This window comes from Gammaproteobacteria bacterium (assembly GCA_041395725.1).
In the GTDB taxonomy this organism is placed as follows: domain Bacteria; phylum Pseudomonadota; class Gammaproteobacteria; order Pseudomonadales; family Pseudohongiellaceae; genus NORP240.
Genome location: JAWKZW010000001.1, coordinates 4,199,333 through 4,217,699 on the forward strand (window position 1 = coordinate 4,199,333; position 18,367 = coordinate 4,217,699).

Annotated in this window: 14 protein-coding genes and 1 pseudogene; 8 read left to right on the top strand and 7 right to left on the bottom strand. The window is 55.9% G+C overall.

Going from position 1 to position 18,367, the window contains the following annotated elements; all coding sequences use genetic code 11:
* Positions 1-33: 33 nt before the first annotated feature.
* Together R3F50_18595 and R3F50_18600 are read right to left on the bottom strand one after the other, a co-directional pair.
* Positions 34-2,217 carry a M3 family metallopeptidase gene (locus R3F50_18595; GenBank protein ID MEZ5492297.1) on the bottom strand — a complete coding sequence of 728 codons (2,184 nt, stop codon included), beginning with the start codon at positions 2,215-2,217 and terminating at the stop codon, positions 34-36.
* 76 nt (positions 2,218-2,293) lie between these two features.
* Positions 2,294-2,686, bottom strand: coding sequence for a hypothetical protein (locus tag R3F50_18600; protein MEZ5492298.1), 393 nt, complete (start codon positions 2,684-2,686; stop codon positions 2,294-2,296).
* A gap of 185 nt (positions 2,687-2,871) precedes the next feature.
* On the opposite strand from R3F50_18600, the gene R3F50_18605 reads away from it, so the two are divergent.
* The 3 genes from R3F50_18605 to R3F50_18615 all read left to right on the top strand — a co-directional run bounded on the left by R3F50_18605 (position 2,872) and on the right by R3F50_18615 (position 6,177).
* Positions 2,872-3,651, top strand: coding sequence for a helix-turn-helix transcriptional regulator (locus R3F50_18605; protein ID MEZ5492299.1), 780 nt, complete (start codon positions 2,872-2,874; stop codon positions 3,649-3,651).
* A 105-nt stretch (positions 3,652-3,756) separates the two neighbouring features.
* A complete protein-coding gene (locus tag R3F50_18610; GenBank protein MEZ5492300.1) occupies positions 3,757-5,187 on the top strand; it encodes a deoxyribodipyrimidine photo-lyase in 1,431 nt (476 codons plus the stop codon).
* Between the two features lie 123 nt (positions 5,188-5,310).
* Positions 5,311-6,177, top strand: a complete 867-nt coding sequence (locus R3F50_18615) for an alpha/beta hydrolase (GenBank protein MEZ5492301.1) — start codon at positions 5,311-5,313, stop codon at positions 6,175-6,177.
* Between the two features lie 272 nt (positions 6,178-6,449).
* Here the strand turns inward: R3F50_18615 and R3F50_18620 are convergent, their stop codons facing one another.
* Both R3F50_18620 and R3F50_18625 read right to left on the bottom strand, forming a co-directional pair.
* Positions 6,450-7,091 carry a hypothetical protein gene (locus R3F50_18620; GenBank protein MEZ5492302.1) on the bottom strand — a complete coding sequence of 214 codons (642 nt, stop codon included), beginning with the start codon at positions 7,089-7,091 and terminating at the stop codon, positions 6,450-6,452.
* Positions 7,092-7,156: 65 nt separating this feature from the next.
* Positions 7,157-7,519, bottom strand: a complete 363-nt coding sequence (locus R3F50_18625; protein MEZ5492303.1) for a PadR family transcriptional regulator — start codon at positions 7,517-7,519, stop codon at positions 7,157-7,159.
* A 547-nt stretch (positions 7,520-8,066) separates the two neighbouring features.
* On the opposite strand from R3F50_18625, the pseudogene R3F50_18630 reads away from it, so the two are divergent.
* The 4 genes and pseudogenes from R3F50_18630 (at position 8,067) to bla (ending at position 12,080) form a co-directional block, all read left to right on the top strand.
* Positions 8,067-8,459: pseudogene (locus R3F50_18630) on the top strand (PA2778 family cysteine peptidase).
* Between the two features lie 270 nt (positions 8,460-8,729).
* Complete coding sequence (locus tag R3F50_18635; GenBank protein MEZ5492304.1) at positions 8,730-10,097, top strand: membrane dipeptidase; 1,368 nt, start codon at positions 8,730-8,732, stop codon at positions 10,095-10,097.
* A 145-nt stretch (positions 10,098-10,242) separates the two neighbouring features.
* Complete coding sequence (locus R3F50_18640) at positions 10,243-10,941, top strand: hypothetical protein (protein MEZ5492305.1); 699 nt, start codon at positions 10,243-10,245, stop codon at positions 10,939-10,941.
* A 236-nt stretch (positions 10,942-11,177) separates the two neighbouring features.
* Positions 11,178-12,080: a class A beta-lactamase gene (gene bla / locus R3F50_18645; GenBank protein MEZ5492306.1), complete on the top strand. Its 903-nt coding sequence runs from the start codon at positions 11,178-11,180 to the stop codon at positions 12,078-12,080.
* A 100-nt stretch (positions 12,081-12,180) separates the two neighbouring features.
* Here the strand turns inward: bla and R3F50_18650 are convergent, their stop codons facing one another.
* Positions 12,181-14,547, bottom strand: coding sequence for a DPP IV N-terminal domain-containing protein (locus R3F50_18650; protein ID MEZ5492307.1), 2,367 nt, complete (start codon positions 14,545-14,547; stop codon positions 12,181-12,183).
* Positions 14,548-14,856: 309 nt separating this feature from the next.
* On the opposite strand from R3F50_18650, the gene R3F50_18655 reads away from it, so the two are divergent.
* Positions 14,857-16,104, top strand: coding sequence for a M20/M25/M40 family metallo-hydrolase (locus tag R3F50_18655; protein ID MEZ5492308.1), 1,248 nt, complete (start codon positions 14,857-14,859; stop codon positions 16,102-16,104).
* 155 nt (positions 16,105-16,259) lie between these two features.
* On the opposite strand, the gene R3F50_18660 is transcribed toward R3F50_18655, so the two are convergent.
* On the bottom strand, positions 16,260-17,471 hold the full coding sequence (locus R3F50_18660) for a mandelate racemase/muconate lactonizing enzyme family protein (protein ID MEZ5492309.1): 1,212 nt from the start codon (positions 17,469-17,471) through the stop codon (positions 16,260-16,262).
* A gap of 47 nt (positions 17,472-17,518) precedes the next feature.
* A complete protein-coding gene (locus R3F50_18665; protein ID MEZ5492310.1) occupies positions 17,519-18,334 on the bottom strand; it encodes an isocitrate lyase/phosphoenolpyruvate mutase family protein in 816 nt (271 codons plus the stop codon).
* Between the last annotated feature and the right edge of the window lie 33 nt (positions 18,335-18,367).

Below are 18,367 nucleotides of genomic sequence, written 5' to 3' on the forward strand. Positions count from 1 at the left end.
TCAGCGCGATTAACGGCCTGCCCAAAGCCAGTCTCAGTTCAGGGTAGTTAGAAAATCAATATAAGCCTGTGTTGAAAAAGTGCGGCCAAGAAAATCCTCAACAAATTCGTTTGCCGGTCTGCTGCCGGCAGAACCCAACACTTTATCTCGGTAATCATGGGCCACTTTCTCATCACGAAGTCCGGCCTGCTGAAAGCGACTGAACATCTCGGTGGCAATAGCCAGAGACCATTGATAGATATAGTAGTTTGATGAATAGCCATTGAGATGACCGAACGCCGCGTAAAAGTGAGTTCCCTCAACATAGGGATAAGGTGAATATTGCGCGCTAAGTGACTTCGTCAGGGGTAATGGCTCGAATTCGGACGGTGGGGTTTGGTAAAAGTTTAGCGAAATATTAGCAAAGTAGATCTGCATAGCCGTACCCGTGGCTCTGCCAAAGTATCGTGCATTTGCCATCTTGTCGACTAATGTTCTGGGAATCACCTCGCCAGCATCATTGGTGGCAAATTTGCTTAGTGAATCGTAGTCCCACACCCATTCTTCCAGCATCTGCGACGGTGCTTCGACAAAATCACGCTCCATGGACATGCCACTGATGCTCAACCAGGATTGAGTACCGGCAAAGGTATTGTGCAATAGATGACCAAACTCGTGCAGGAACGTAGTGACCTGACGATGCTCCATCAGGCCGTTGGGAAAGTTTGTTGCCAGTGCGGAAACCGGTATCTGCCCCTCTTTCAGGCCCCTGCGTAAGCTCCATTGGGCAGCATGTTGATATTTGCCATCTCTGGGATGCAGGTCCAGATAAAAGCGGCTTATTGGCTCGCCGCTACGCCGAATCTCCCAACTGCTAACAGATTCATGCCAGGTTTCCGTTTCCCAGGGAATGATCTCCACATCAAACAAGTCTTCGGTCAGCTGAAAAATGCCATTCTGTACTTTGGAGAAGCGGAAGTATTGACGCACTTCCTGAGAATCCAGTGCATAGTCTTCCTGTCTTATCAGGTTAGACAGGTAGCCTCTCTGCCAGGCCTCAACCCGTGTCGCGACAGGATCAATAACTCTAAGGCGTTGTAACAGAACATCCAATTCATTTTTGACTGGCACCTCCAGAGCAGCACCAATATCACGGAGGAAGCGTTCGGCATTTTCTGGATTTTGAATCATCAACCCATCCATCGCCATGGCTGCATAAGTTTCATAGCCCAGAAGCTGAGCCAGCTCGTAACGTTTACTGATAAGCTGTTTAAGATTTTCAGTATTTGCCGGCATACCCCGGTTGTTGGAGGCTATAAAAAGACGCCTGCGAAGATCATCATTCCTGCTGTAGGAAAGCACAGGGTTCAGATCTGGCGTATTGGTAGAGATTCGTATTACACCGTTTTCATCAGCCGGGTGGTTGTCGATATAGTCCTGAGGTAATCCATCAAGTTCAGCCAGATTGGTATCGACATACCGTACGTCTTCACGAATCGTATTATCAAAGGCATTGCCAATTTCAGTGATCTCTCGTTTCAACTGCCCCACACGTTCCCGTGTGGCATCGTCCCTGTCTACACCTGACAGGCGACTGTTACGAAGGCGGTCTTCGATCATCTTGATTTCAGCGGCGCTCAGATCTGAAGTATCTATTGCAGCAATGCGCTCGTAAAACTTCCGTGACAGGCTGTGGGAATTCCTGAAGTTGGCAAGATCCCGAGAGCAGGCCTGGGCTGCTTCACGAATATCCACTGAAGGGTGAACATTACTCAGGTAGTTGGTGTGTTGGATTGGCTGCAAATCAGTGAGGACGGCATCGAACGCGCCAAAAACGCTTTCCAGGGTTGCCACAGACGTGTCCTTTTCTATCGCGATAAACGCCGCTTCGGCTGCTGACAATGTGGCTCCGCAGAGGCTGGTTAGCTCATCAGCTGGTAGGTTAAAGTCCCAGGTTTCTTTTGCTACAGAGGTTTGTCCCTGAGCAATGGCCGGTGTGTAGACTGAAAGCACCAATGCCACTGATAATGCTGAAGCTGATAGCGAAATGGTTTTTGAAGTGCGAAGCATTGTCATGATTATGGGATCCCAGGTTTCGAGCGCACGAGTGGAATTGGCCAGTACGTAATGTGTTTCAGCCGCAGTTTTTAGTGTATTTGACCAAAAAGTATCGCCAAACCAACAGATTGTCCAGTTTCGTAAACCGTGAATCAGCTGAAACCCCTGCAAAATTTGCAATCCGCAGAGATCCTCTGCTCAAGGAACCTCTGATTAAATCCTACTAATACTGATTGGGTTGCCAGAGGGGGCAAGATCAATCCGATGCCAGCGGGGGCCGGCCCAGAGCCATCCACTCGAAGGCTGCCAGCGCGGCCACCACCAGGGCAATATCAACCAGAACCAGATTCCCAAGGCTGGTCAGACGGTCCTGCGTGGTCAGCATGATAATGGGAGTAAGCACGACCCAGGCCACATCACCCCAGAAGATCATCAGCACCCTGCCCCGCGATGGTGATGCCTGCCGGGCCGTGAGCCAGACGCCCAGGGCAAACAGCAGCAGCCCCGCGGACAGCGAAACAAAATACAGGCGCGGCAGGTTGATGATGTAGTCGGCAATGTGCCCCGGAAATAACAGAATCACCGCGACGCTGAACAGGCAGAACGCCAGATTGGCGTATAGAACGGTCTGTAAGCGAGGAATTCTCATCTTCTGCAATCTCCTGACAGGGTTGTTTGAGTCAGCTGGCTGTTAGACAGCCTCTATTCTTTCAGATCAGGACCAATTCTAGTCCCCTGACAGCAGCAGGCAATTACCTCCGAAGTAATGGAATTAATGAGTTGTGCTGACTAAAATCGTACTCTTCAGAAACCGCCCGTAGAGGAGTCTTACCCTTGTCCAGTATCGGCGTTCTGCTCTCCGAGTACCGCAAGCGAAGCCATCTGTCGCAGCTGGAACTGGCCCTCCTTGCGGAGGTGTCCACGCGTCACATCAGTTTTTTCGAGACCGGGAAATCCGCACCGAGTCGCGACATGCTGTTGAAACTCGCCGATTCAATGGCGCTGTCGTTACAGGACAGCAATCTCCTGCTCAACTCCGCCGGCTATACGGCAGTCTACGGCAACCTTGAATTTACCTCGCCGGCAATGACCCCCGTGCGACAGGCTCTGGGCATGATGCTGGACAGGCAGAATCCTTACCCTGCCCTGGTGCTGGACGGCGACTGGAACATTCTCATGGTCAATGAAGGGCAACGGAAGCTGGGGGAACGACTTGCCATCAGCCCCGATCCGTCGCGCAGCGGCAATCTGCTGGAACTGGTGTTCGATCCCGATGGATTCCGGCCCGTGATAGAAAACTGGGAGGAAGTGGCATCGCACCTGCTGCGGCGCCTGCGGCGCCAGCTGGTCACATTTTCAAGGCCGGGCCATGTCGCTCTTTATGAAAACCTCCTGAACAGGAACCCGCCCCGCAACTGGCAGACACCGTCAACCAGCAGGTCCGATGCCCCGGTCATGACGGTTGATCTGCGCGTAGAGAATCGCGTCATAAAACTGTTTTCGACGCTCAGCCAGTTCGGTACGGCGCTGGATGTGGGCACGGCCGATATTCTGATTGAAAACTATTTCCCTGCCGACGCGGCGAGCCGGGAATTTTTTAACGGCGCGAACTGACGAACAGCTGAACACCTGCCTGCCGTCCTGATCTGGAACCGGCCGCGCCTCGTAACATGACAGGCAAACAAAACTGTAAAGGCTTCCGCGCCGGAGAAACAACAAATGTCCGACAAGACCGTCCTACTCTGGCTGCGACAGGATTTGAGAACCAGGGATAACCCGGCGCTCCTTGCGGCCGCGGCAGCGGGCCGGGTGCTGCCGGTTTACATAGTCGATGAATCCGGCCAGGACACCTGGCCCATGGGGGAAGCCGGTCGCTGGTGGCTGCATCAGTCCCTCAGCGACCTGAATGGGACATTGCACAACCGCCTCTGGATGTTCCGCGGCGACCCGGAGGTCATCCTCCCTGAGCTGGCCGCGGAGCACGGCGCGGAGGCCGTGTACTGGAATCGCTGCTACGAACCCTGGCGCACGGCGCGCGACGGGCGATTGAAAAAAACTCTGCAGGAAGCAGGCCTGGAAGTAACCAGCAGCAATGGCTCCCTGTTATGGGAACCCTGGGAAGTACTGAAAGCTGACGACACACCCTACAAAGTGTTTACCCCCTATTTCACCAAGGGCTGCAGGCAGGCTGCGGAGCCAAGACTACCACTGAAAAGTCCCGAAGAACTGTCTCTGGCGGACTGCAGTCAGCCGCACAGCCGCATCGACGACCTCGGCCTGATGCCTGCGCGAGACTGGTACACAAGCCTTGACGAGGCATGGCAGCCGGGGGAAAACGGTGCCGCCGAACGACTTGAGAAATTTCTAAGCAGCGGCCTTGAACTCTACAAAAAGGGCCGTGACTTCCCTGCACTTGAGGCTGTCTCGCGGCTATCGCCCTACCTGCACTTCGGGGAAATCTCCCCTAATCAGGCCTGGTACCGGGTACAGCAGGAAATGCAGGCACGCGGACTGGAGGTTCAGGGGGAACATTTTCAGCGTGAGCTGGGCTGGCGGGAGTTTTCCTATTCCCTGCTTTACCATTTTCCCCACCTGCCAAGACAAAACCTGCAAAAGAAGTTTGACAGCTTTCCCTGGCATGACAATCCCGATGCCTTCCACCAGTGGTGTCGCGGCATGACCGGGTATCCGATTATCGATGCGGGCATGCGGGAGCTCTGGCAAACCGGGTACATGCACAACCGGGTACGAATGATAGTTGCATCGTTTCTGGTAAAAAACCTGCTGATCCACTGGCACCGGGGAGAAGACTGGTTCTGGGACTGCCTGGTGGATGCCGACCTGGCTAATAATAGCGCCAGCTGGCAATGGGTGGCAGGCTGTGGAGCCGATGCGGCGCCCTACTTCCGGATTTTTAATCCGGTTACCCAGGGGTTGAAATTCGACCCCCAGGGCGAATACGTGCGCCGCTTTGTGCCGGAAATCGCCGACCTGCCGGACAAATACATCCACGACCCTTCCAGCGCCCCAGCGGGTGTTCTGACTGCTGCCGGCGTTGTGCTGGGAAAAACTTACCCACAGGCCATGGTCGATCTCAGGGAGTCCAGGCTTCGAGCCCTTGAAGCCTTCAAGACTTTGTCCGGTCAGTAATGGATTCCTGCCTGTATTCCTGCCTTGATCAATGGCACTTCCAATATTCACTTAATAGGCACCAGCCTCCGGATGTGCAATTATCACCACACAGGAGAAGGTTGCCAGGGGTAGGCTCTTCTTATGCAGCATGAACCGCTTTTAACCGAGGGTGGAATTCCCTACCTGGACCTGGGCGGCGCCGAACAGCATCCCGTGATGCTGTTTTCCCATGCCAATGGCTATCCACCGCTCTGCTATCAATCCCTGCTGGAGCCATTGCGCAGCTCAAACCGGCTTTTCGCCGGGCTGCATCGCCCCCTGTGGCCCTCGATGCAGGAGTCTGCCGAATTCCCTGACTGGTCCGTTTTCGCGGACGACCTGGTCGCCCTGGCCGATCACGTCGCCAATAGGCCGCTGGTACATGTCGGGCACTCCATGGGAGCCTCCGCTGGGGTCCTGGCAGCGGCCAGTAAGCCGTCTTTGTTCAAGGCCCTGATACTGATCGAGCCAGCCATCGTGTCGCGTCGTTATCTGGTGCTGTTACGCCTTTTCGCCCGCCTGGCACCGGACCTGATCCCCCTGGTGCGGACCACTTTGAACCGCACCGACCAATGGCCAACCCGGCAGGACGCCTTCGAGCATTTTCGACCGAAGGCAGTATTCAAAAACATACCCGATCGCGAGCTGTGGGACTATGTGCAGTATGGCACCGAGGAAGCCTCGGATGGCAGTGTTCGATTGACCTACAGCAAAGACTGGGAAGCCCACTGCTATACACGTGTGCACGACATCTGGCAGGCACTCAACTCCATTCACATTCCGACCCTGGCAATCCGGGCCAGGGATTCCAACACTATCTTCCCCGGCGCCTGGGGCAAATGGCAACGTCAGGCGCCACAACATGAATTCCTGGTAATCGAAGCAGCCGGTCACCTGCTGCCATTCGAAAAGCCCCTTGAGACCGCCGAGCATATTGAACGGTGGCTGCATTCCGTCAAGGGCCTGTGATAGGTCAAGCGTGGTTCTGCGCGAGGCCGGCAATTTCCCTGCCAGGCGTCGTGCGCGGGGACTGGTTACTCCCTTGCCGGGCGAGACAACGACGCAGTGACGCCCGACAGGCCCCGCCCGGAGGGAGTTTCAGACAAGCCCGCCGGCTTCGTTGCACTGCCATGACAGGCTGACACCTGCCGGCGGCAACGCGCCTTGCCAGCGGACTCTTCTGAAGACCAGAGCATTGTGGTAATTAATCAGAGACTCCCTGACTACTCTGGCCACGGTCTCTACTGCTGCTGATACTTCCAGGCCAGCTTCTGCTCGGCTGAATAGAACAGACATTTAAAAATCATGCCGTAAAACAGTGGCAGTAACGCGACACCATAACGGGCATACTGGGCGCCTTCGCTGATCAGCAACGGGTTTTGTGAAAAACTGACCAGCAGCAGAATCACACCGAGAAAGAAGGCCACCCCGCCAACCAGCAGAAACTGATTGCCGGTTACATGTAGAAATCTGCTGGCCAGATCAATCTGCTGCCGTGAATGCTGATCCGATTCGCTGAAACTCAGCATGAAAGCATTTTTTGCCGCCTGGGAAGACGTAGCGCCAATACCAAGAATAAGACTGGTCGGCACCAGCAGCAGAATCACCGGCGGACTGACAAGCCACAACCCGAATTCCGCTGTAAACAAAGCGGCTCCAAGCACAAACAGGAAAAAAATTACACTGAGAAAGAAAGCCATACCTGCACCTCGCTGTATCCAGATAAACAAGCAGGTACTTTTCAGCACCTGCGCCCAATACCATCGATAAACTGCTGAACTGTTACTGCTTTCAAGTCGAAACTGGAACTCTTCTTCAAGATCCCCCAGCAATGGTTCCCGCATAACGGCCGGGAGAAAGAATGACAGCATTGATTCCGCCATTCGGGGTGGCCTGGCCCCTCCACCACTACCTGACTTCAGCGCTGGCTGTTGAGCAGTCACCGGGCTTACTCCGCCGCACCGACTTGCTGGAAGATTGACAACTGGACACCCTCCCATAACACTTCGAGATTGGAGCGCACTTCTTTCAGGGCCCGCCGACCGCTGTCGGTAACGGCAAAGTATTTCTTTGCCCTCCCCCCCCTTCTGGCAGTCGACTCTCCTTTTCTGGACTTCACGAACCCCTTTTCCTGCAAGCGATCCAGCGTTGTGTAAATAGCGCCGATAGAGATGTCGCGCCCGATCAGTTCGTGAATTGTGGCCCGGACGGACATGCCATAGGCATCATCGCCAAGCCTGATCAGCGTAAGTAGAACGATATGTTCAAATTCACCCAGGGAGGGGCTTCTAGTGGAGTTCTTGTCAGCCATAACGAATAGGACCAGCTTGATTTCCTTTAAAGAATAGAGAATTATTCAGGAGTGTCAAGCATTTCTTCTACATTTTAGTATTTATAGCTCTGAATCAACCTGGCTCACCCCACACATTGCTTTATTCCATCGCTAGTGTGACCCTGCGCAAGGTCCTGAAACCCCGCTTGTAATACCTTGGGAGCCTCTGATTAATTACCACGTCGCTCTGCGGGCAATTAATCAGAGGCGCCCTTGATCGTTCTGAACATTTAAAAATGCATGAGTTACCTGCCGGTGAAGGCGCTCTGGGCACAATCGCCATGGTGCTGGGAATTCTCATTCTGCTGGACATAGCCGATGTGACCGATATTTCCCCAGCCGTTTAACACCAGACCAGTCAGATCTTCCGGAACCCTTGCGTGCCACTGATACGCCTGTTGCTCTTTGTTGTCGGAATCCTGGCTTTGACAGCCTGCTCGACCTCGAGCCAGGTTGATTGGCTTGCCGAGGACTTGCCGCCCCAGTCTCCACGCAGCGTAATACTGGATGAAGTACTTTTTTTGCCCAACATGCCCACCAGTGTGGTCCGGCCGCTCTGGCAACGACTTTGCAATACAGCAAAGTCAACGCCTCCGAGGATAAACTGGTCGCAAGCGTCTACATCCCGGCACGCAACGGCGCATTGCAGTTCGAAATGCTCGCAGCAACCCGCGGCAGGGGGAGTATTCCTTATCTGATTGAACCCGGATTGGAGGCTTTACTCAGAGAGATTGCTGAAGGCAAACCGGTACTGGTGTTCCAGAATCTGGGCCTGGCGTGGTTTCCGCAATGGCATTATGCGGTCGCCGTTGGGTTTGACCTGCAAGACAGAACCAATACCTTGCGCTCCGGCACTATCAAAGGCTATCGCATCAGCCTTTCCCTGCTCGAAAAACCCTGGCTGATGTTCTATAGATGAAGAAGTATTCACGCTGACCGCCAGCATTCCTGCCTGAGCCAGAACGGTTCAGAACGGAGGGGCGGAAAGCGCCACGGGACATTTCCTGCACCACTTTGGTACGCGCTTTTGACTCCACGAAAACGGTAAAAGCCGACAGGGAGCGGTGCTTCGCCAGGCCACCGCAGCGCAGTTCTCAGCATACACCGGATTTACAAGTGCCCATGACATTGAACAGCGCATCGCAATGAAGTAGCCTAACCGGGTCTTTTAATCCCTCAAGAGCCTGCCATGAACCTACGTCTGATTGCACTGCTATCCGCCTTCCTTTTTCTGTCTGCCTGCGGCAGCGATTCCGACAACGCTACCCCTGCGTCAGAAAGTCGGGAAACTGTCAGCCAGCCAGTATTGGAAGCCGTTCCGACCGAACAGGAGCTGCTGGAACTCGCCCGCGGCATACACGAGCGGGTCATTACCCTGGATACCCACGTGGATATCAACACGCGGAATTTCACCGCAGAGAATAACTACACGGAAGATCTGGACACCCAGGTAACCCTGCCGAAAATGGAAACAGGCGGGCTGGATGTGGCCTGGTTCATAGTCTATACCGGCCAGGGGCCGCTGGATGACGAAGGGTACGCAGCGGCTTATGCCAATGCCGATGATAAGTTCAACGCCATTCATCGCCTGGCTGAAGAGATTGCTCCGGATCGTATCGAGATCGCCTACAATTCCGACGATGTACGCCGCATCGCTGCCAGTGGAAAAAAGGTCATCATGATCGGCGTGGAGAATGCCTACCCGTTAGGATTGGATCTTTCCCGAATCGAAGAATTCCATGCCCGCGGTGGCCGTTACATGTCCCTGGCACACAATGGCCACAGCCAGTTTGCCGATTCTCAGACCGGCGAGGCTGAAGGCGAGTGGCTGCACAACGGACTCAGTGAACTGGGCCGTCAGGCCATCGCCGAAATGAACCGACTGGGCATCATGGTGGACGTCTCACACCCATCCCGTGACGCGATCATGCAGATGCTGGACGTCACCCGCGCCCCGGTTATCGCCTCGCACTCCTCCGCCCGTGCGCTCAATGACCACAGTCGGAACCTGGACGACGAACAGCTGCTGCGCATTCGCGACGGCGGGGGTGTCGTGCAGACAGTCGCCTTCAGCGGCTATGTGAATTCAGCCAAGAACGACGCTCATCGGGCGGCCCTCGACAATCTGTATGGGGAGCTGGCCCGGCAGTCAGGGTTCGAGATCCTCGAGCGAAGTGCGCTCGCCGAACTGGATGAGGTGCAGCGGAACACTTATCAGCAGAATATGGCGCGGGTTCGGGAGCTGGCGGAGACACGCATGGCGGAGGTCAATGCCACCGCTCCTCCGGTGGATGTCGCCGACTTCGTAGATCATATTGACTACCTGGTCGAACTGATTGGTCTGGATCACGTGGGTATCAGTTCCGATTTCGACGGCGGCGGTGGCATCGATGGCTGGAATGATGCATCAGAAACTTTTAACGTGACCCGGGAGCTGGTGCGCCGCGGCTACAGTGAAGGAGAAATTGCCCAGCTCTGGAGCGGCAACCTGCTCCGTGTTCTGGACGAAGTGCAACAGGCCTCTGCTGCGATCCAGGCCGAAGAGTCGGGCGCCTAGCGCCAGATGAAACTGTCCCGCGACAGGCTCGCGCTCGCGATCACGGTCAAGGCGCTGAGACAGATGCGGTACCGACAACTGGAATCGAACCAATTGTCATACGAAAACCAGAATCGAACTATTAGCCATAAGAGGTGATCAGAAAATGAAACAGGAATTGAAACTACACACCAATCGGCGCCGATTTATTACCGGCGTAGGAATGGCTGCCGCCAGTGCGGCTGCCGTAACCGCTGCCCGGGCGGCCAGCAACATGCCCCAGGAAACCGTAAGTTTCACACCGGCGCGCCATCCGGAGGATGCCTGGATGGATCAATTGGGCGGAAGCCATCGGGCCTTTGTGGATTCCTCAACCGGGCCCGGTGGTGTCTCGGCGTTGAATTTCGCCAACAATATCCTTGCTGCCCACGTGGACGCCTACGCAGGAGGCAGTGAAAGCGATTACGCCCTGCTGGTCTGTTTCCGCCACGACTCCTCCCCGTTCGGTTTCAACGATGCCATGTGGGAAAAGTACGGCGAGCTGTTCTCCTCCCGCACGGGAATACGCGACAATGACACTGGCGAAGCACCTGCCTTCAATCCCATGAACGTGCCACGCTCTCCCTACGGCAACCGCGGTAACACCATCGATATCCTGGCTGCCCGGGGCGTCCATTTTGCCGTCTGCAATCTTTCCACCCGCGGCATGGCGGGTATGCTGGCAAGATCCACCGGCGGTTCCCGTGACGACATCTATCAGGAACTCATTACCAACAGTATTCCCAACAGCCACTTTGTACCGGCCGGGGTGGTAGCGGCAACCCGCGCCCAGGAGTACGGCTACAGTCTTTTGTATTCGGCCTGAGGGTATGCCCCTTGCAACGCAGCCGGACTGAGAATCGCTCACCGGGCTGCATGGATTGCAGCCCGGGATCAGGAAAAGCACCGGTTTCTGGCGCGGTCAGTTCGCGCCCGTAACCGGGGTTTTGACAAAAAGTCATCAATGCCTGGAGTACTGGGCTGAATTCTGGCTGTTGCGCCCGACGTAAGGCTGTTGCAGACACCCCTTTCAAAACCTTGACCCGCAGGACCGAAAGCCTCATGCCAGCGAAACTACCCGTTCTGTCTCCTTCTTTGTGCGCCTTAAGCAAGCTCGTGTCGACGTTCAGCTGCATACTCCTGAGCGCATCGCTGTCAGCACAGGACTCTGCGCTCAGTCAGACAGTTATGGAAATTGAAGATCAATTGAATGCGCGTCTGGGGGCAGCCGTATTGGTCGTGGGCTCTGATCGCAGCTGGCAGTACCGAGGCGACGAGTTGTTCCCCCTGTCAAGCACCTTTAAACCACTGGCCTGCGCCGCCCTGCTCCAGCGCGTTGACGCCAGCACAGAATCACTGGACCGTATCGTACCGGTTAAAAATACCGACCTGGTCAGCTACTCGCCGGTCACAGAAACCAGAGTCGACAGTGTCGGCATGTCACTCGCCGAGCTTTGTGATGCCGCCATCACGGTCAGTGACAACACGGCAGGCAATCTGGTACTGGCAGCCATTGAGGGCCCCGCAGGACTGACTCACTTTATGGGCTCCATCGGTGACAGAGTCACCCGCCTGGACCGCTGGGAAACAGAGCTCAATGAAGCCAGGCCCGGTGACTACCGCGACACAACGTCCCCCCTTGCTATGGCCGAAGCAATCGAGAAGCTGGTCCTGGGTGAAGTCCTGTCAGCTTCATCCCGGGAAAAACTGTCAGGGTGGTTGAAGGGAAATACCGTCGGCGAAGCACTGTTCCGCGCAACAATTCCTGACAACTGGGAAATAGGCGACAAATCAGGTGCCGGTGGCTACGGATCCCGCTCGATCGCGGCAATCCTGTGGCCTCCATCCGGCAGTCCTGTCATCGCGACGGTCTATATCACCGAGACCGACGCATCCTTTGACGAACGCAACGCGGCCATCGCGGAAATTGGGACCGCCATAGCAGGCTGGGTAGCTGAGCAATAGACAGCCTGCTTACCGTTTTGCCGACCCAACTCGGCACAGCACGAGGACGCTCGCAGCAATCCCCCCGATACTCACAAAGCAATCTTAGACACACATACTGCTAGTCGATCTTGTCAGAAAAGCGAAACGACTCGGGGGGATCGGTGTTCTTGAGATGCTCCACAAAGTAATCCCAGCGTCGCTTCATAAAATAACGATCATTACCGAAGCCGTGGCTGGCATTCGGGAGTACGAGCAGATCAAAATCCTTCTCGGCTTCGATCAGGGCCTCCACGACCAGTAAGGTGTTGGACGGGTGAACATTGGTGTCCATCATTCCGTGGGCCAGCAGCAGCTTACCCTGCAACCGGTCGACGAGCAGCTGATTGGCCTGGTTGTCGTAGTTGGTGGCGACCTGTGATCCATCACCCTCAGTGGGGTTGGTCTCAGGATAGGTTTCCAACAGGCCCTGCCACTTTTCCCCCCAGTCATCCTCGTAGTTCCGGTTGTCATGGTTGCCGGCGCCGGATACCGCCACCTTATAAAAATCCGGATAACGCAGAATTCCCGCGGTTGAGGCAAAACCGCCGCCAGAATGCCCCCAGATCCCTACCCGTTCCAGATCCATCCACGGATAACGCCCTGCCAGTTGGCGAATCATTGAGATCTGGTCCGGCAGTCCATTGTCTCCCATGTTGCCATAATAGACGTCATGGAAAGACTTGGACCGCCCGGGCGTTCCCATGGCATCCACCTCGACGACGATAAAGCCCAGTTCCGCCAGAGCCTGCTTGTCGCGACGGGAAGCCTGAAAGGCCCGACTGCCGACGCTGCCCGACTGCGGCCCTGGATACAGGTAGTTAAGCACCGGATAGCGACGTGCTTCATCCAGGTTTGAAGGTTTATACAGCAGCCCATAGAGATCAGTTTGCTGATCTCTGGCCTTCACACTGAACGGGACAGGTGGCACCCAACCGCCGGCCTCAAGCGCGCCAATATCGGCAACCTCAAGCTCCATAAGCACATCACCGCTTCTAGACCGCATAACGGATCTGGGTGGCTGCACCGGCGTCGACCAGGTATCGACAAAATACTCTCCGGTTTCTGACCAGGTGACTTCGTGGTGAGCCGGTTCCGGCGTCAGGTTGACCAGTTCACTGCCATCAAGATTGATCCGGTACAGGTAATGGTAATAGGGATCACCCGACTCCCTGTTGGAACCGGTGAAATACAACTGTTCTCTGCTGTGGTCCACTTGCTGCAACTGGACAACCAGCCATGGCCCGGAAGTCAGCTGGCGCTTCAGGCTCCCGCTTGCCAGATCATGCAGATAAAGGTGCCCCCAGTTATCCTGCTCGGAAAACCAGAGAAACTCATCGCGAGCAGGCAGAACGCGCCAGTTGGCAGTTCTGGACCCGGACTCGTAGTAGGTTTCGGCTGTTTCGGTAAAAACCTCCCTGACCTCCCCGGTGTCCGGATCCGCAATACGCAAGGTGGCTGTTTTGTGATCACGACTGGAAGAGACAAAAGCAAGCTGAGCACTGTCATCACTCCATTCGACATCCAGAAACAGACCTCCCCGCCCAGCAATATGATCGCTGGTACTCGAGCGATGCGGGTCCGGCGGCATATTCAGGCGCACAAGGCGCGGCGCTTCGCCCAGGTGAATGACAACCCGCTCGATCATAAAAATATGCTCGTCACCCGGCAGCGGATACTTCCAGACATCCAGCTCCGGATGACCTACTTCGGTCGAGTACACAACCATGTCCCCGACTCGCCTGCCATCGTGACGAAAGGTGGCAATACTGTTGGAGTCAGGTGACCAGAGCAACACCGGGCCGTCTCTGCGAGTCCAGCCGGCGTTGTTGGTTCCATAGCCGTAGTCCGGCTCGCCATCAAACGTCAGCTGCGTCAGTTCGTTGCTTTCCGTGTCCCGCAGCCAGAGGTTGTAATTGTCGATATAAACCGCCTTGCTGCCGTCCGGGGACAGAAATTCATCAAAAGCCGACTTCTCGATGGCCTGCAGAGTATAGTCAGCCAGGTCCAATCGGTAGCGTGCCCCATCGTGGCTGAAAAAAACCACCTGCGTGGAGTCTTCCAGTTCGATCTGACTCAACTCCAGTTCCCTGGCATCCAGTTCCTGTTCACTATGCTGCGACAACAAAGGCGCCAGTCGATCCAGTTCAAACAACGCTACCTTACTCAGGTCCGCCGGATTCATTACGATATAATTCAGTCCCTCCGGGGTTCGCTTGCGATAAACCAGTCGGTCATCGTCCTGCCAGTATTGAGCGAGGATTACATCGTAGACCCGCTCCGCGGTATGAGCGCCCAGGAACTGCTCGGCCCGCTGGTAGTCGGCACTCGTTACCGGTTCAACGATACCAACACCCTCGACAGTCTCAGAGGCCGGCGTACATCCCTCCAGCATCAGCGAAACCATCAGCAGAGCGAAGGACAAAAATAGCAATATGGTTCTGTTCAAAGTTAGATACCTGCCTGAAATAAAGCCGCCAGATTTGCTGTCATCACCCCACCCTGCGGATACGCACACTCAGCATCCAAGTTTACACGGTAACCCTTTGGTCGGAAATCAGCCCGGCCCGCGATGATTCCAGTCGAAGCGTGACCTTTTGTGGTGCAATTTGAGGCGCAATGTGACTGCGATAAGCCTCGATTCCCTGGCGCAATCAGTCGGGACCGCCAAGATCAGATTGCTAATCCCGAACCCTTTGCTTCCTTCACCTGTATTGCCTATGCTACGAGGCAAAGCTGACAATTTCTGGAGCTGCACATGAATCCTCAAACCCGCTGTTTTTATTACTCTGCCTCCCTGGCGGCTGCTCTGCTGGTCCCGTCGCTGACAACAGCACAGGAGCAGATCGAAGTGACACAGGAGCCGGTCCGGGAACTGGTCAGCAGGCTGGACCTGAACCGCTACAAAGAGGTTATCAGAGGGCTGGCTCAGTTTGGTGACCGACGTCAGGGAACGGAGCGCAACCGGCAGGCTGTGGACTGGATTGAGCAGCAACTGGAACTGGCGGGCTGCCAGACCGAACGCCTGAACTATGTTTACGATCCCGAGCCGCGTCCACCGCGAACGCCAGGGCCGGCGTCTACGGAAACGCCCGATCTGACCACACCCACCGGCGGAGCAATAGGACGGAATGGCAGCGGGCCCGGCGGTTCCTCCATTTTCGGCTATCGGGCACCCACCGGCGTCAATCGCGACCTGATGGCACAACCGGACCAGCGGATTCGGGACTTGAACCGGGAAGAACCGGTTAATGGCCCCCGTTCCGAAGTCTATTGCACGAAAGTGGGCACGACCAGGCCGGATGAAATGTACATCGTCAGTGCCCATATGGACGGCCACGGCGTTAACGAAGCGGTGAACGATGATGCCTCGGGTACGGCGCTGGTTATGGAACTGGCCCGTATTTTCAGCGCCCCGGATGTGGAGACAGAAGTATCCATCCGCTTCGCTCTGTGGAACAACGAAGAGACCGGCTTGAATGGATCCAGAGCTTACGTCGAACAACGCCGGGAGTTGCAGGGTCAGGAGAATCCGCCCGGTTCAGGACGCTATCCCGAACCCAGGTGGCTGGGCATGATTCAACATGACATGATGCTGTGGGATCACGGCGCTCCTCGTGCCGATGGCACAGTCAGCATGGAGCAGCGACCGGAAGCCGACGTGAATATCGAATTTCAGTCAAACTCCGAACTGGTCGAACAGTCCATGCAGCTGGCATTTATTTTCAAAGCCGCTGCCGATGAGTACAACACCGACTACCCGGCCACTGTCGGACCCCACATGACCAACACCGATTCGACGCCTTTCATGAATGATGTGCCCTCAATCAGCCTGCGGGAAAACGAACGGGGCGCTCACACCGGTGCCGGCTGGAACCCCACCTGGCATACTCCCCTGGATGTGTGGACAACCTTTGATGACGAGGATTTTCGCCTGGGATTAAACGCCGCACAAACAACGCTGGCGGCCATTGCGAAGCTTACCAATGCCAGCATTGGGGAATAGACCCTCATTTTGTGAGTCATTCAAAAACCCAGGCTTCCCGGGACCATTCATACACAGCAGCCTCTATTGAAATGTGTGCTTCAGACTCCGCTGCGCGCATCCAGGAGCAGTTGCCGGCCACGGGGCAGACAAACAACAGTCATGGTGGGATTCAGTTACACCGGTTCGATCAGATCCCGGCGAATCTCCACACCAAGTCCAGGTCCCTGGGGCATGGCCATAAAACCCTCGGCATCCACACTTGGCGGGTTCTCCATGATGGCGAAGCCGTTCGAGTAAGGGGCAATGGGTGGATCATGGAGGATCTCTACCCAGGGACAATGGGGCCAGGTTCCTATCAGGTGTAATTGGGCGACGGTACCCAGTTGCGCACCGCCATGATGGGGAATCACCAGCTTATGATGGGCCAGCGCCAGTGCGGCAACCGCGCGCAAGCCTTGTACGCCCTCCGTAACGAGGATCTCGGGCTGCAGAATGTCATACACCTGCTTCTCAAGAATCCACAGGAATTCCTGCACGCCCTGGTTGTTTTCGCCGCCGGCCAGAGGAATGTCAGCCAGCCGATTCAGCTCGGCCAGGCCTTCAAAATCATAGCGCCGCAGCGGCTCCTCCAGCCAGTACACGCCGAGCTCTTTCAGCGCCCTGGCCGTATCGAGCGCTCGGGTAAAATCCCATTGCACGCCGGGTTGCCAGATACCACTGGACTGGGCCTGGTTGGCATCGGTCATAATGGTGAAATCATCGCCCACCGCAGCACGAACTCGCTCGATGGTGCGGATGTCTTCGGACATATCCGGGTGATGCAGGCGGATCTTCATACCCTGCCAACCCTCAGCCTGCAGGCGTACAGCCATATCGGCACGTTCTTCGGGCGTGGAAAGCTGAATCATACTGGCATAGGCCGGTACCTTGTCTTTATGGGCACCCCACAGTTTATACAACGGTTGCTGAGCCACCTTGCCGACGATATCCCAGAGCGCAATTTCCGCACAGCCTACATCGCGCCAGTTAGACGCCGCACCATTGGTATAGCGCATCCGATGACCCAGTGCCTCATTGTCGAACGGATCCTGGCCGATCAGCAGCGCACGCATCTGCCTGAGTCCTGCCTGACTCATTCCGGGGGCAAGTCCACTGATACCCTGGTCGGTAAATATTTCCGTTACCGTACCGCCGCCTATGCGCCGCATCGAGGGTCGGCCCGGGGCCCAGGCCGATTCCATCATCCCTGTGTCGCCAAGAGACCTCATGCGATGTACTTGTATAGCGGTTATTCGTGGACGGTCACTCTGGGCCAGACCCAGCGAAGGAAAGGTGAACGGAATCGCCGCCGTGGCGAGTCGTGATAGAAACTGGCGTCGCTGCATGCTGATCCTCGCTTTTTCTCATTGTGGAATCGGTTACAGAACTTCTCTTATGAATCCAACAGATACCTGATATCGGCGCCACCTGGCGCCTTTTCCATCCAGCTGAAAGTGCCCTGCACCAGCATCTCACGCCCTGCCTCCAGCAACGGTGCCATTGCCGCGTAAGTCAGTGCGCTGCCTACGCTAACCCTGTTTGCTCCAGCCGCCGCCAGGGTAGCCAGACTCTCGCCCGGCAAAAACGAGGCAAGCACATTGAACGGCCGGTTGAGACTGCCGGTGACGGTTCGCAGGGTGTCGAGCGAGCGGATTGCCGGCGCGTAAAGCACATCCGCACCGGCTTTCTCATAAGCCTGCAGGCGTTCGATAACATTGTCTATTTCATCGCCTCCGCGCAGCAGGCTTTCAGCCCGCGCGGTAAGCATGATGGGTAAGCCGGTGGCCGCGATGGCCTCTGCGGCCGCATGCACCCGCTCGGTTGCCTGTGTCAATGGATAGATCACCTGTCGATCCCGGCTGAAATCTTCGATCGAAATTCCCGCCACACCGGTCGCGGCCAATTGAGTGATATTCGCAACCATCTGTTTCAGATTCTCGGCATAACCATTTTCAAAATCAGCATTGACCGGCACCCGGGCAGCCGCGGTGAGAGCGCTGCAGTGAGCCACCATTTCAGTCATTGTCACGGCACCATCCACCTTACCGAGTGAGAAAGCCAGGCCCGCGCTGGTAGTGGCGAGCGCCTTGAAGCCAAGGGCTGCGAGCAGACGGGCGGAACCCACATCCCATGGGTTCGGGATAATCCAGCCATTACATTGACGATGTAATTCCCGGAATTCCTGACAGCGGGTCTGGTGGGCGTTCATAGCGGGCGACCTCAGCAGAGTTGATTAGGGAGA